Consider the following 13,214-nt stretch of genomic DNA (forward strand, 5'->3'; position numbering starts at 1 on the left):
CCGCAGCGCGGAAGTGTCAGAAGTTGCCGCGCGCTTCCTGCTCCCGCTCGATCGCCTCGAACAGGGCCTTGAAGTTGCCCTTGCCGAAGCCGAGCGAACCGTGCCGTTCGATCAGTTCGAAGAAGACGGTGGGCCGGTCGGTGATCGGCTTGGTGAAGATCTGCAGCAGGTAGCCGTCCTCGTCGCGGTCGACGAGGATGCCGCGCTTCTGCAGCTCCTCGATCGGCACCCGCACCTCGCCGATCCGGGCCCGCAGCTCGGGGTCCTCGTAGTAGGCGTCCGGGGTGGCGAGGAACTCCACGCCCTCCTCGCGGAGCCGGTCGACGGCGGTGAGGATGTCGTTGGTGGCCAGCGCTAGGTGCTGCGCGCCGGGACCGCGGTAGAAGTCGAGGTACTCGTCGATCTGCGAGCGCTTCTTCGCCACGGCCGGCTCGTTGAGCGGGAACTTGACGCGGTGGTTGCCGTTGCAGACCACCTTGCTCATCAGGGCCGAGTAGTCGGTGGCGATGTCGTCGCCGATGAACTCGGCCATGTTGGTGAATCCCATGACGCGGTTGTAGAAGTCGACCCACTCGTCCATGTGGCCGAGTTCGACGTTGCCGACCACGTGGTCGAGCGCCTGGAAGATCCGCTTGGGAGCGCCGTCGCGCTTGCGGTAGGTCGACGACTTGTCCACGTAGCCGGGCAGATACGTGCCGGAGTACCGCGAGCGGTCGACGAGGGTGTGCCGGGTCTCGCCGTAGGTGGCGATCGCGGCGAGACGGACCGTGCCGTGCTCGTCGCTGATCTCGTACGGCTCCTCGAGCACCGTCGCGCCCTGGGCCCGGGCGTGCGCGACGCACTTGTCGACGTCGGGCACCTGCAGCGCGATGTCGACGACCCCGTCGCCGTGCCGGCGGTGATGTTCGACGAGCGGGCTGTCCGGATCCACCGCACCCTTGACGACGAACCGCACCGCCCCGCTCCGCAGGACGTAGGCGTGGTGGTCGCGGTTGCCGGTGGTGGGACCGGAGTAGGCGATCAGTTCCATTCCGAACGCGGACTGGTAGTAGTGCGCGGTCTGCGTGGCGTTACCCACTACCCAGACCACCGCGTCCCAGCCACTGACGGGGAACGGGTCCCGCTCGGCGTCGTACTCGACGAGGCCGACGAGCTGCCGCAGTTCCTCGGCGTTCAGCTGGGCGAGCTTCTCGCTGTCGGTAAGGGTGAACTCGAGAGTCATGGCGATTCCTCCTGCCGCCGGACGCGGCGCCATCGGTGTGTCGTGTGTCACCAGGAAAAACCTGTCGCGAGGGCAGCGCAATCTCCCCCATTCCAGCTGGCCGACCTGACTGGAAAACGAGGGAAGCCGGGCGTGCCGCTATACAATCGGCACAGTTTCCGCCGCCTCTTCGGAAGGAACGGCTATGCGTGACGCCGTGCAGCTGGACGAGTTGGATTTCGCGCTCCTGGAGACGCTGCACACCGATCCGAAGATCGGCGCGCTGGAGTTGTCCCGGCGGCTACGGGTGGCGCGCGCGACGGTCTCGGCACGGCTGCGCCGGCTCGAAGAGTCCGGCGTCATCGCCGGCTACGAACCGCGCCTGAACCTGGCGGCCGCCGGATTCGAGGTCCAGGCGTTCGTGACGATGGAGATCGTCCAGGGCGCGCTCGAAGCGATAACCGATGTGCTGGAAGCGATTCCGGGGGTACTCGAGGCGTTCGCGACGACCGGTGCCGGCGACATCCTGTGCCGGATCGCCGCGGACTCCCACCTCGGGCTGCAGCAGACGCTGATCGAACTGAACCGCTCGTCGATCGTCGCCCGGTCGACCAGCGTCATGGTGTTGTCGGAGGTGGTCCGCTACCGGGCCATGCCGCTGCTGCGCACGCTCCAACCGGGCAGAACTGCCAAAGCGCCCGCCTACCGCCGGTAGAGCTGAAATCCGGACCACCAGCCCGCCCCCGCCGAAAACGGCGAGTCAGCTCTGCACACTGCACAGAAAATCAGCGGCCCGCTGCACTACAGCTCTTCAGGCTGACCAGTAGCGCAGGCCGCACTTGCGCGCCCTTTGTAACCACGGTCACAGTCTTCTTCATTCGCCCGCACCGGGCACCGCACCGTCCCGACTCCCGAGAGAAGACATGAAGAACCTGCTGACCCGTTTCGAGGACAAGGCCCCCGAGATCGTCTTCGAGTGGCACGACACCGAGACCACTGCCCGCGGCTGGGTCGTCATCAACTCCCTGCGCGGCGGAGCGGCCGGCGGCGGCACCCGCATGCGCCGCGGCCTCGACCGCCGCGAGGTCGAGTCCCTGGCCAAGACGATGGAGGTCAAGTTCACCGTCTCCGGCCCGGCCATCGGCGGCGCCAAGTCCGGCATCGACTTCGATCCGTCCGACCCCCGCAAGGACGGGGTGCTGCGCCGCTGGTTCGCGGCCGTCGCGCCGCTGCTGCGCGCCTACTACGGCACCGGCGGCGACCTGAACGTCGACGAGATGACCGAGGTCGTGCCGCTCACCGAGAGCAACGGTCTGTGGCACCCCCAGGAGGGCGTCGTCAACGGGCACTTCGCCGCGGACGAGCGCGAGCGCATCCAGCGGGTCGGGCAGCTGCGGCTCGGTGTGGCCAAGGTCGTCGAGGACACCCGCTTCACCCCCGCCCCCGACGCGAAGTACACGGTGGCCGATCTCATCACCGGCTGGGGCGTCGCCGAGTCGGTGCGCCACCACTACCGCATCTACGGGGACGCGGCCGGCAACCGCGAGCTCGCCGGTAAGCGCGTGATCGTCCAGGGCTGGGGCAACGTCGGTGCGGCCGCGGCCTACTACCTGGCGCAGGCCGGCGCCCGCGTCGTCGGCATCATCGACCGCGACGGCGGCATCCTCGACACGGACGGGCTCGACTTCGACGAGGTGCGCACCCTGCTGCTGACCAAGAACGGCAACGCGCTCCGCAGCGACCGGATGCGCCCGTTCACCGAGGTGCACGACGCGATCTGGGACCTCGGTGCCGAGGTCTTCCTCCCGTGCGCCGCGTCCCGGCTGGTCACCCGTGAGCAGGTCGACCGTATGGTTGCGGCGGGGCTCGAGGTGATCGCCAGCGGAGCGAACGTCCCCTTCGCCGACGACGAGATCTTCTACGGTCCCACCTACGAGCACGCCGACAAGTCCGTCTCGGTGATCCCCGACTTCATCGCCAACAGCGGCATGGCCCGCGCCTTCGCGCAGCTCATGGAGGGCGACGTCGAGGTCTCCGACGCCGCGATCTTCGGTGACGTCTCCGACACCGTCGCCGGTGCGCTGCAGCGTTGCCACGATCGCAGCGCCGACCATACGGGCGTCGCGGCCACGGCGTTCGAGATCGCCCTCGACCAGCTGGTGCCGGCCGGGGAGCGCATCGATGACTGATACCTTGGCCACCCCACCGGTCACCACGACCGCGCCCGCACCGCGGGCGATGCTGCACCAGGCGATGCGACCGCGGCAGCTGGTGATGATGAGTCTCGGCGGCGCGATCGGTGCGGGCCTGTTCGTCGGCTCCGGCGCCGGTATCGCGGTCGCCGGCCCGGCCATCCTCGTCTCGTTCCTCGCCGCCGCCGCCCTCGTGGTCCTCATCATGCGGATGATGGGCGAGATGGCGGCCGCGAACCCCGCCAGCGGTGCGTTCTCGGTGCACGCGGAGAACGCCCTCGGTTCCGTCGCCGGTCGCACCATCGGCTGGCTGTACTGGATCCAGGTGGTCATCGTGATCGCGGCGGAGGCCACCGGCGCCGCCGCCATCACCGCCGCCTCGATCCCCGGGATCCCGCAGTGGGCCGCGGCCCTGTTCTTCATGGTCGTCCTCACCGGGGTGAATCTCGTCGGCGTGCGCCGGTTCGGTGAGGTCGAATTCTGGTTCGCGGCACTGAAGATCGTCGCCATCGTCGCCTTCCTCGCGATCGGCGTCGCGATGATCGCCGGGTGGGTGCCGGCCTTCGACAGCACCGGGTTCGCGAACCTGACCGCACACGGAGGCTTCGCCCCCACCGGTATCGCCGGCATCGCCGCCGGCCTGCTCATCGTGGTGTTCGCGTTCGGCGGCACCGAGATCATCGCGATCGCAGCCGCCGAGACCTCGGATCCGCGCCGCAACGTCGGCCGCGCTGTGCGCACGCTGATCTGGCGCATCCTGGTCTTCTACATCGGCTCGGTGCTGATCATGGTGACGGTGCTGCCGTGGACGTCTGAGGATCTCGTCACGGGACCGTTCGTCGCGGTGCTGAACGCCGGCTCGGTGCCGGGGGCGGCCGCGGTGATGACCGTGATTGTCGTGGTGGCGCTGCTGTCCTCGCTCAACGCGATGCTCTTCAGCGCCTCCCGGATGATCTACTCGCTCTCGCAGCGCGGTTCGGCGTACCCGGTGTTCGGCCGGGTGGCCGCCAACGGCGTGCCCCGCAACGCGGTCCTGGCCTCGGTGGCGTTCGGATTCGTCACCGTCGCACTCAACTACGTGCGTCCCGACAAGGTCCTGCCGCTGCTTCTCAACGCGGTCGGCTCGACCATCCTCGTGCTGTGGACGTTCGTGGCGGTCTCGCACCTGGTGCTGCGTAAGCGGGCACGTCGCGACGGCACCGAAGACGCTCTGCCGCTGAAGATGTGGGGCTTCCCGTACCTGTCGTACGCGACGCTCGGACTGCTCGCCGGCATCGCCGTGCTGGCACTGTTCGACTCGGCCGCGCGCACCCAGCTCGTCGCGACCGGCGCCCTCACGGCCACGATCGCGGGCGCGTGCTGGCTCCTGCACCGCCGGCAGGCGGCCCGGCAGCCGTAACGACCGTACAGACGACGACGCCGTGCGTCCTCCCGCAGGGGGGGAAGGACGCACGGCGTCGTCGTGGTTCGGTCCTCGCCGTCAGTCCTTCGGACCACCGGCGACGTAGATGACCTGGCCGGAGACGAAGCCCGCACCCTCACTCGCGAGGAACGACGCGGTGTGCGCGATGTCCTCGGGCTTTCCGGTGCGGGCGACGGGGATCTGCGAGGCCGCGGCGGCCTTGAAGTCCTCGAACGACATCCCGACCCGCTCGGCCGTCGCCGCGGTCATCTCGGTCTCGATGAACCCGGGGGCGATCGCGTTGGCGGTCACGCCGTACTTGCCGAGCTCGATCGCGAGGGTCTTGGTGAAGCCCTGCATGCCGGCCTTGGCCGCGGAGTAGTTGACCTGGCCGCGGTTGCCCAGCGCGGAGGTGCTCGACAGATTGACGATGCGACCGAACTTGGCTTCCACCATGTACTTCTGCGTCGCACGGGACATGAGGAACGCGCCCCGCAGGTGCACGTTCATCACGGCGTCCCAGTCGTCGACGGTCATCTTGAACAGCAGGTTGTCGCGGGTGATGCCGGCGTTGTTGATCAGCACCGTGGGGTCGCCCAGTTCGTTCGCGACCTTCTCCACGGCCGCGGCGACGGACTGCTCGTCGGCGACGTTCGCGCCGACGGCGAGGGCTTTGCCGCCGGCCGCCTCGATGGCCGAGACGGTGTCGGCGCAGGCGGACTCGTCGAGGTCCAGAACCGCGACCTGGAATCCGTCCTCGGCGAGACGCTTGGCGACTGCGGCGCCGATGCCGCGCGCGGCGCCGGTGACGATGGCGGTGCGGGTGCTTGCTTCGCTCACTGCTTACCTCCGGTGTGGTTGGAAACTTCAGTTGATGGTCAGGCCGCCGTCGACCGCGATCGTCTGTCCGGTGACGTAACCGGCGGCCGCCGAGGTGAGCCACACGGCGGTGGCAGCGATCTCGGCGGGATCACCGGTGCGGCCCAGAACAATTCGCGGCTTCATGCTGTCGAGGTAACCGGGCTGGTATTCGTCGGTCATCTCGGTCGCGAAGAATCCCGGCGCGATGGCGTTGACGCGGATACCCTTGCGGGCCCCCCACTGCTGGGCCAGGTCGCGGGTCAGGCCGATCACGCCGGCCTTGCTCGCGGCGTAGGCGGCCTGCGGCAGTCCTGCGGTGGTGAGGCCCAGGACGGAGGAGATGTTGACGATGGCGCTGCCCGGCTGCATGACGCGCCCGACGGCCTGCGCTGCCCAGTACGAGCCGTTCAGGTTGATGTCGATGACGCGCCGGAACTGGTCCGGAGTCTCCTTGGTGGCCGGGACGGCCGTGCCGATACCGGCGTTGTTGATGAGGATGTCGACCTTTCCGAAGTGCTCGACCGCGGCGTCGACCATCCTCTGCGCCTGCTCGGGCTCGGCGATGTCGGTCTCGACGGTCAGCGCGCGACGGCCTGCCGCACGGACGAGTTCGGCGGTCTGTTCGAGTCGGTCCGCGCGACGGGCCGCGAGCACCACGTCGGCTCCGGCCTCGGCGAGGGCCTGGGCGAAGGCGACGCCGAGCCCGGAGGAGGCGCCGGTGACGATCGCGACGCGGTCGTCGAGGCGGAACTTGTCGAGTACGGACATGGGGGTAGTCTCCTCCGAAAATTGGTACCTACGCGACTTGTATAGTTGAATTCGCGCTCGAGTTCAATATGTAGTTTTCGAAAAAGGCGCGGTCACAAGCCCTTTCGGGCCCGCGGCCGCGCCTCGTTCGCGTTCCGGTCGGAAGGGATCAGCTCAGGCGCTCGAGCACCATCGCCATGCCCTGACCGCCGCCGACGCACATGGTCTCCACGCCGAACTGCTTGTCGTGGGTCTGCAGGTTGTTGAGCAGCGTGGCGGTGATTCGCGCGCCGGTCATGCCGAACGGGTGACCGAGGGCGATCGCGCCACCGGAGACGTTCAGCTTGTCCTCGTCGATGCCGAGCTCACGGGCGGAGCCGAGCACCTGCACGGCGAACGCCTCGTTGATCTCGAACAGGTCGATGTCGGAGATGGTCTTGCCGGCGTGGGCGAGGGCCTTCTTGACCGCCTCGATCGGGCCGAGACCCATGATCTCCGGCGACAGACCGGACACACCGGTCGAGACGATCCGCGCCAGCGGGGTCAGACCGAGTTCCTTGGCCTTGGTGTCGGACATGATCACCAGGGCCGCGGCGCCGTCGTTGAGCGGGCAGGCGTTGCCCGCGGTGATGGTGCCGTCGGGGCGGAAGACCGGCTTGAGCTGGCTCACGGCCTCGTAGGTGGTGCCGGGCCGCGGGCCGTCGTCGGTGGTGACGACGGTACCGTCGGCCAGGGTGACGGGGCTGATCTCGCGCTCGAAGAAGCCGGACTTGATGGCTTCCTCGGCCCGGTTCTGCGACCGCACACCCCACCGGTCCTGGTCCTCACGGGAGATGCCGGTCATCGACGCGACGTTCTCCGCGGTCTGCCCCATCGCGATGTACACGTCGGGCAGCAGACCCTCGCTGCGCGGATCGGTCCACGCCGTGCCGCCCTCGGCGAGCGTGGCGGTGCGGGCCTCGGCGTCGGCGAAGAGCGGGTTCTTGGTGTTCGGCAGGCCGTCGGCGTTGCCGGTGACGAAGCTCGACACGGACTCGACACCCGCGGAGACGAACACGTCGCCCTCGCCGGCCTTGATCGCGTGCAGTGCCATGCGGGTGGTCTGCAGCGACGACGAGCAGTAGCGGTTGACGGTGACGCCGGGCAGGAAGTCGTAGCCCAACTGCACCGCGACGACGCGGGCGATGTTGAACCCGGACTGGCCGGCGGGCTGACCGCAGCCGAGCAGCAGGTCGTCGATCTGGGTCGGGTCCAGCTCCGGCACCTTCGCCAGGGCGGCGGCGACCATCTGGGTGGCCAGGTCGTCCGGGCGCACGGTCTTGAGCGACCCCTTCATCGCTCGCCCGATGGGAGAACGGGCGGTGGAGACAATCACAGCTTCGGGCATCACGCGCTCCTTGTTCGGTGTTGACGCTTCGAGTCTCTACAGGCCCAGATCGCGGCCGATGAGTTCCTTCATGATCTCGTTGGTGCCGGCCCAGATCTTGGTGACGCGGGCGTCCTTCCATGCACGAGCCACACGGTACTCGTTCATGAACCCGTAGCCACCGTGGATCTGCACGCACGCGTCCAGGACCTCGGACTGCGTCTGCGCGCTCCACCACTTCGCCTTGGCCGCATCCACTGCGGTGAGCTTGCCGTCGGCATGTGCCTCGACGGCCTGGTCGACGTACGCCTCGGCGACCTCGATCTTGGTGACCAGTTCGGCCAGCAGGAACTTGTTGTACTGCATGGCCCCGATGGCCTGGCCGAACGCCTTGCGCTCCTTCGCGTACTCGATGGTCTCGAGCAGAATGTGCTTGGCGTGGTGCACGTTGTTGACCGCGGAGCCGAGTCGCTCCTGCGGCAGCATCTTCATCATCGAGATGAAGCCCATGCCCTCCTCGCCGATGAGGTTGGCGTGCGGGACGCGAACGTCCTTGAAGAACAGCTCTGCGGTGTCGGCCTCGGGCTGGCCGACCTTGTCCAGCTTGCGGCCGTTCTCGAAGCCCTCCATCCCGCGCTCGACGGCGAACAGGGAGATGCCCTTCGCGCCCTTCGACGGGTCGGTGCGAGCCGCGACGACGACGAGGTCGCAGTTGTAGCCGTTGGTGATGAACGTCTTGGCGCCGTTGAGGATCCAGTCGTCACCGTCGCGCACGGCGGTGGTCTTCAGGTTGGCGAGGTCGGAGCCGCCCGACGGCTCGGTCATGCCGATGGCGCAGATGAGCTCGCCGGTGGCGCAGCGCGGCAGCCAGCGCTCGCGCTGCTCCTCGTTGCCCAGGTGGACGATGTAGGGGACGGTGATGTCCGAGTGGATCCCCATCGACGAGGACAGCGCCATGTTCGCGCGGGCGAACTCCTCACCGAGGATGGCGTTGAAGCGGTAGTCGTTCGCTTCCATGCCACCGAAGCGCTCCGGGATCTCGAGTCCCAGGAAGCCGGCCTTGCCGGCCTCGATCCAGATGTCACGCGGAATCTCGTGACGTTCGATGAGCTCCTCCGCACGGGGCATGACGAACCGGTTCACGAACTCGCGCGCCGACTCGCGGAACGCCTCGTGATCGGGGCCGTACAGGGTGCGTCGCATCAACCGCTCCTCAAATCTGTAAGCATCTGCTTATTTTCTAAGCGTGCGCTTATAGTGAACCGCGGCCGCTATCTTGTCAACCAGGCCGTAGCAGGAACGGGAGCACGACGTGAGCACATCCAGGGACGCGGTGATCAGCGGATCGAAGGCCGCGGCCCGGCTGCGTGAGGCAGCCGTCGAGGTGTTCGCCGAGAACGGCTACGGCGGCACCACCACCCGGCAGATCGCCGCTCGTCTCGACATGAGCCCGGCCGCGATGTACCCGCACTACAAGTCCAAGGAAGAACTGCTCTATGCGATCAGCTACGAGGGCCACGACCTGGCCCTCGAGGTGGTGCGCACCGCCGACCTGCCCGGCGAGGACGCCACGACGCGCCTGTCCACCGTGATCGCCCGGTTCGCGGAGTGGCAAGCCGAGCACCATCGCCGCGCCCGCGTCGTCCAGTACGAGCTGACCGCCCTCACCCCGGAGCACTACCGCGTCATCACCGGTCTGCGCCGACGCACCACGCAGGTCGTCCGCACCATCGTCGACGCCGGCGTCGCCTCGGGTGAGTTCACCGTCCCCGACACCGAGGGCGTCACCCTGGCCCTGATGTCGCTGTGCGTCGACATCTGCCGCTGGTACCCCTCCGGCCGCTACAACGAGCCCCACGCCATCGCGAACCTCTATTCCGATCTGGCCCTGCGCCTCGTCGGCGCCGTCCGTTAGGATCTGCCCCCACACGACGGATCGGGGGGTCCATGAGCGGGGGCACGTTTTCGCGCGGCGATCGGCCGTCCGCGCACGCAACCGGTGTCGGGCGTGATCGGAGAACGCACGGCTTCCCGAGTCGTGCGGTATCCGCGCGGGCGCCAGTCACCCGCGAACGCAATCGAGGCAGCGTACGACTGGGAAACGCGCGAATGGGAAGGAGAACGATCCCGGCACCACCGGCACGACTCGCCACAGACTGCCCGGTCCGCTAGCATCCTGCGCACGACCACGGAATCGGGGGGACTCCATGGGCATGTCAGTCGAGGATTCACACGGCACCGGAAGACGCACGACGCGGCCGGCCGCGATCGTGAGTGGAAGTTCCGGATAAGTTGTCGCACAACGAGAATCCGATCGAATCGATGCTCGCACCGCTGCTCGATCCCGCGGTACCGGATCGGGTCGACGCGCTGACGAACTGGCACACCAGCCTGGTGGCACGGCTCGACGGCAGTTTCGACCCGGACTACGCCACCGTGTTCGAGAACTTCCACGGCATGGAACACGACGCCATCTACCGGGACGTGCAGACAATGGACCCGGGGGCGATGCGCAGCCTGGCGGAGAGTTGGCGCACGATCGCGACCGACATGAGCGTCGGCTTCATCTTCGGAACCCAGATGATCTGCAAGAGGATTGCCGAGGGATGGGACGGTGAGGCGGCGCGGCAGGCCGTCGCGGCGACCCGCTCCTTCGCGAAGTCGACCGAACAACTGGTGGCGGCCCTGCTGTCGGTGTCGACGAAGCTCGCTGCGGCGTCGGAGATCGCCACGGCCGTGCGAACCAATGTGCAACCGCCGCCGGCACGGATCCCGCTGCCGTCGGGCGTGGTGGTGCCCCAGGACGCGGCGGAGTTCGCGCGGGCGGCGGAGGCTGCGCGCACCGAGGCCGTGCGCGTCATGGAGTCGCTCTACGTCCCGCACTACCGTGAATCCGGCACGGCGGTCCCGATCCTGCCGTCCCCGCACGAGGCGACGGCAGGATCGGGACCGGCCGGATCGAGCCCGGTCCGGCACGCCGCGGACGCCACGAACACCGCGGACGGCGCGGACGGCCCAGGTGGCGGTTCCGAGCCCGCAGGAGCCGACAGCGAGGGCGGACCGGCCACGGGCACCCCGTCCACCGATGCTCCTGCGACAGACCGTCCCGCAGCGCCGAGCGGCCCGGCGACGGATGGTGCCGAGTCCGCGACGACCGTCCCGGCGGCGACGACGACGGCCGGCACGGCCACGGCCACGGCCCCGGAGCGCTACCCCGGCGGAGTCCCGGGCGGACCCGGTGGAGCGACGTCGGGGGGTGGCGGCGTGGGGGTCGGTCCAGGCGGCGCCGGCGCTCCGGGACTCGGCGGACCCGGTCCCGTCGGGGGTGTGCCGACGGCGAACGGAACGACCGGTTCGGCGACGTCGGGTCCCGGCACCCGCGCCGGTTCCGCCCGCGCGAGCGGCATGTACCCGGGCATGCTGGGCGCCCCCGCACGTCCGGCGCGTGACGACGAAGCCGCTCGCACGGTGCCCAGCTACCTGGTGGGCGTCGACAACGGGAACGAGCTGATCGGTCCGATGCCGCTCACCGCGCCGCCGGTGCTGGGGGTCGATCCGGCATGACGTGGCGGCTCACACCCGACCGGTTCCTCGCGCTGTGGACGGCGACAGGACTCGACGAGATCCCGTTTCCCCTGCGCTACCGCTCGACCGCACTGTGGGAGGACGAGCACGCCGCGAACATGGAGGCGGCCCAGCGGTGGCGGCGCGCGAATCCCGACGAGCAGCTCACCGCGGCGATGGCGACGATGCGGCATGCGGAGGTCACCGTCGAGGTGTACGGGCAGGTCTCGGGCGACTCCGAGCTGCGCCTCCGGGGCTGCATCAGGCACGACGCCGCAGTTCTGGTGCGACAGGAACCGGGACGTGCCGGCGATTTCGTCGTCACGACCTCGGCGGCGTACGCCCTGGCGGACGCCGTCGTGCAGTGTCTGCCCGACGCGCCTGCAGGCACGGCGCCGGCGCTGTCGGCACCCACCGCGGAGGTGGCCGAGTTCTCGACCCCGACGCAGATCCTGCGGACCGCGCAGGCGCCGCCGGCGGTCCGGTTGCGACGGTTGCTGACCGATCCGCGGTCCGGGACGGGCAACCTGCGGGTGCTGTGTTCACCCGACGGTCTGACCTTCACGCCGGTCACCGATCTCGGTTGGTTCGACGTCGTGGGCGACGGGCGGTACCTGTTCCGCACCGGACGCCACACTCACGTCTGTCCCGCGACGCCGGCGCTGCTGCGCGACGAGCTGGCCCTCGCCGTCGACGGGGCCCGCGAGAAGCGGAGTCGGGTCGGCGATACCGGTTTACGCTGGGTTCATGGCTGAACGGGATCGAACCGTCGACGGCAAACCGCAGAACGCCCGTCCGCGCGACGCGCTGGGGCGCCCCCTGCCCTACGGCGAGGAGGGCGTCGAGCGGGTCCCGGAGGACCTGGACCTCGAGCCCGACGAGGCGATCACCGAGGCCCAGCGGCTGCTCGACCACGGCCATCCGTTTCATGCGCACGAGGTGCTGGAGAGCACGTGGAAATCGGCGCCGGTCGAGGAGCGGCCCCTGTGGCAGGGGTTGGCGCAGCTCGCCGTGGGACTGACGCACCTGCTGCGGGGCAATCCGGTCGGCGCCGCATCGTTGTTGCGGCAGGGGGAGGCTCGGATCCGCCACTACGAGGACGAGCCGCCGCACGGGCTGGACATCGACGGCCTGGCGGCGTGGGCCGAGCACCTGCTGACCGAGATCGAACGCGGCGAGCCGATTCCGGCACCGCCGATTCCCCGGCTGCGGCTGCCCTGATGCCCGTGCTCCCGATGTTCCCGCTGGGAACCGTCCTGCTTCCGGGCGACGCCCTTCCGCTCCACGTCTTCGAACCGCGCTATCGCCGTCTCGTCCAGGACTGCCTCGCAGATCCGGACGGGCCGCGGTTCGGCGTCGTGCTCATCGAACGAGGACACGAGGTGGGGGGCGGCGAGACCCGCCACGACGTCGGCACGGTCGCGCGGATCGTGATGGACACCGAACTCGACGACGGTCGATACGTCCTGGAGTGCATCGGTGAGGAGCGGATCCGGGTGAAGAACTGGCTTCCGGACGATCCCTATCCGCGCGCAGAGGTCGAGCCGTGGCCGGACACGGACTCCGGCCCGGTGGATTTCGCCGGACTGAGCGTGGGGCTCGGCCGGCTCTACGGTCTGCTCGACCGGCTGTCGAACGGGCGGATCGAACCGCCGAGCATCACCGAACTGCCCGACGAGCCCGGCGCGCGGCTGTTCTCGCTGGCACGATTCGTTCCGATAGGTGAAGCGGATCGCCTGCAGATACTCACGGCACCCGGCCCCGCCGAACGGTCGGCGGTGGTGACCGAATGCGTCTCGAACGCAGTCCAGCTCGCACAGTGGCGTCTCGACAGCATGTGAGGTCGAGATCGACCGGTCCCCCGGACCACACAGCCCCCGT

At 69.0% G+C, this 13,214-nt stretch carries 13 protein-coding genes; 8 read left to right on the plus strand and 5 right to left on the minus strand.

The features are described 5' to 3' along the window. Positions 1 to 16: 16 nt before the first annotated feature. Positions 17 to 1,222: a 4-hydroxyphenylpyruvate dioxygenase gene (gene hppD / locus QYS60_RS17585; protein ID WP_003934454.1), complete on the minus strand. Its 1,206-nt coding sequence runs from the start codon at positions 1,220 to 1,222 to the stop codon at positions 17 to 19. A gap of 184 nt (positions 1,223 to 1,406) precedes the next feature. Between hppD and QYS60_RS17590 the strand changes: the two genes are divergently transcribed. From QYS60_RS17590 to QYS60_RS17600, 3 genes are all read left to right on the plus strand, one after another. Then, entirely contained in the window at positions 1,407 to 1,916 is a 510-nt protein-coding gene (locus QYS60_RS17590) for an Lrp/AsnC family transcriptional regulator (protein WP_003934455.1), read from the plus strand. A 208-nt stretch (positions 1,917 to 2,124) separates the two neighbouring features. Next, on the plus strand, positions 2,125 to 3,390 hold the full coding sequence (locus QYS60_RS17595; protein WP_003934456.1) for a Glu/Leu/Phe/Val dehydrogenase dimerization domain-containing protein: 1,266 nt from the start codon (positions 2,125 to 2,127) through the stop codon (positions 3,388 to 3,390). Continuing rightward, entirely contained in the window at positions 3,383 to 4,792 is a 1,410-nt protein-coding gene (locus QYS60_RS17600; protein WP_040781002.1) for an amino acid permease, read from the plus strand. Before QYS60_RS17595 ends, QYS60_RS17600 begins: the two co-directional genes overlap by 8 nt. Positions 4,793 to 4,873: 81 nt before the next feature. On the opposite strand, the gene fabG is transcribed toward QYS60_RS17600, so the two are convergent. The 4 genes from fabG to QYS60_RS17620 form a co-directional block, all read right to left on the minus strand. Then, a complete protein-coding gene (gene fabG, locus QYS60_RS17605; RefSeq protein WP_003934458.1) occupies positions 4,874 to 5,635 on the minus strand; it encodes a 3-oxoacyl-ACP reductase FabG in 762 nt (253 codons plus the stop codon). Positions 5,636 to 5,662: 27 nt separating this feature from the next. Then, complete coding sequence (locus QYS60_RS17610; RefSeq protein WP_054372070.1) at positions 5,663 to 6,424, minus strand: SDR family NAD(P)-dependent oxidoreductase; 762 nt, start codon at positions 6,422 to 6,424, stop codon at positions 5,663 to 5,665. Between the two features lie 148 nt (positions 6,425 to 6,572). Then, a complete protein-coding gene (locus QYS60_RS17615) occupies positions 6,573 to 7,790 on the minus strand; it encodes an acetyl-CoA C-acetyltransferase (RefSeq protein WP_054372068.1) in 1,218 nt (405 codons plus the stop codon). 36 nt (positions 7,791 to 7,826) lie between these two features. Next, entirely contained in the window at positions 7,827 to 8,972 is a 1,146-nt protein-coding gene (locus QYS60_RS17620; protein ID WP_003934461.1) for an acyl-CoA dehydrogenase family protein, read from the minus strand. A gap of 109 nt (positions 8,973 to 9,081) precedes the next feature. Here QYS60_RS17620 and QYS60_RS17625 point away from each other — a divergent pair, with 109 nt between their 5' ends. The 5 genes from QYS60_RS17625 to QYS60_RS17645 all read left to right on the plus strand — a co-directional run bounded on the left by QYS60_RS17625 (position 9,082) and on the right by QYS60_RS17645 (position 13,174). Continuing rightward, on the plus strand, positions 9,082 to 9,684 hold the full coding sequence (locus QYS60_RS17625) for a TetR/AcrR family transcriptional regulator (protein WP_371383787.1): 603 nt from the start codon (positions 9,082 to 9,084) through the stop codon (positions 9,682 to 9,684). A 407-nt stretch (positions 9,685 to 10,091) separates the two neighbouring features. Next, positions 10,092 to 11,333, plus strand: coding sequence for a WXG100 family type VII secretion target (locus QYS60_RS17630; RefSeq protein WP_371383788.1), 1,242 nt, complete (start codon positions 10,092 to 10,094; stop codon positions 11,331 to 11,333). Further along, on the plus strand, positions 11,330 to 12,088 hold the full coding sequence (locus QYS60_RS17635) for an ESX secretion-associated protein EspG (RefSeq protein ID WP_371383789.1): 759 nt from the start codon (positions 11,330 to 11,332) through the stop codon (positions 12,086 to 12,088). Before QYS60_RS17630 ends, QYS60_RS17635 begins: the two co-directional genes overlap by 4 nt. Further along, complete coding sequence (locus QYS60_RS17640; protein ID WP_003934465.1) at positions 12,081 to 12,554, plus strand: DUF309 domain-containing protein; 474 nt, start codon at positions 12,081 to 12,083, stop codon at positions 12,552 to 12,554. The genes QYS60_RS17635 and QYS60_RS17640 overlap by 8 nt, the downstream gene beginning before the upstream one ends. Then, positions 12,554 to 13,174 carry an LON peptidase substrate-binding domain-containing protein gene (locus tag QYS60_RS17645; RefSeq protein WP_371383790.1) on the plus strand — a complete coding sequence of 207 codons (621 nt, stop codon included), beginning with the start codon at positions 12,554 to 12,556 and terminating at the stop codon, positions 13,172 to 13,174. Before QYS60_RS17640 ends, QYS60_RS17645 begins: the two co-directional genes overlap by 1 nt. The last annotated feature ends 40 nt before the right edge of the window (positions 13,175 to 13,214 follow it).

It is taken from the genome of Rhodococcus sp. GXMU-t2271, assembly GCF_041414735.1.
In the GTDB taxonomy this organism is placed as follows: domain Bacteria; phylum Actinomycetota; class Actinomycetes; order Mycobacteriales; family Mycobacteriaceae; genus Rhodococcus; species Rhodococcus indonesiensis.

What these genes read in the sequence shown, in the direction of transcription:
- hppD (WP_003934454.1), bottom strand. Translation starts at nt 1,222, where the DNA reads ATGACTCTCGAGTTCACCCTTACCGACAGCGAGAAGCTCGCCCAGCTG.
- QYS60_RS17590 (WP_003934455.1), top strand. Translation starts at nt 1,407, where the DNA reads ATGCGTGACGCCGTGCAGCTGGACGAGTTGGATTTCGCGCTCCTGGAG.
- QYS60_RS17595 (WP_003934456.1), top strand. Translation starts at nt 2,125, where the DNA reads ATGAAGAACCTGCTGACCCGTTTCGAGGACAAGGCCCCCGAGATCGTC.
- QYS60_RS17600 (WP_040781002.1), top strand. Translation starts at nt 3,383, where the DNA reads ATGACTGATACCTTGGCCACCCCACCGGTCACCACGACCGCGCCCGCA.
- QYS60_RS17610 (WP_054372070.1), bottom strand. Translation starts at nt 6,424, where the DNA reads ATGTCCGTACTCGACAAGTTCCGCCTCGACGACCGCGTCGCGATCGTC.
- QYS60_RS17615 (WP_054372068.1), bottom strand. Translation starts at nt 7,790, where the DNA reads ATGCCCGAAGCTGTGATTGTCTCCACCGCCCGTTCTCCCATCGGGCGA.
- QYS60_RS17620 (WP_003934461.1), bottom strand. Translation starts at nt 8,972, where the DNA reads ATGCGACGCACCCTGTACGGCCCCGATCACGAGGCGTTCCGCGAGTCG.
- QYS60_RS17630 (WP_371383788.1), top strand. Translation starts at nt 10,092, where the DNA reads ATGCTCGCACCGCTGCTCGATCCCGCGGTACCGGATCGGGTCGACGCG.
- QYS60_RS17635 (WP_371383789.1), top strand. Translation starts at nt 11,330, where the DNA reads ATGACGTGGCGGCTCACACCCGACCGGTTCCTCGCGCTGTGGACGGCG.
- QYS60_RS17640 (WP_003934465.1), top strand. Translation starts at nt 12,081, where the DNA reads ATGGCTGAACGGGATCGAACCGTCGACGGCAAACCGCAGAACGCCCGT.
- QYS60_RS17645 (WP_371383790.1), top strand. Translation starts at nt 12,554, where the DNA reads ATGCCCGTGCTCCCGATGTTCCCGCTGGGAACCGTCCTGCTTCCGGGC.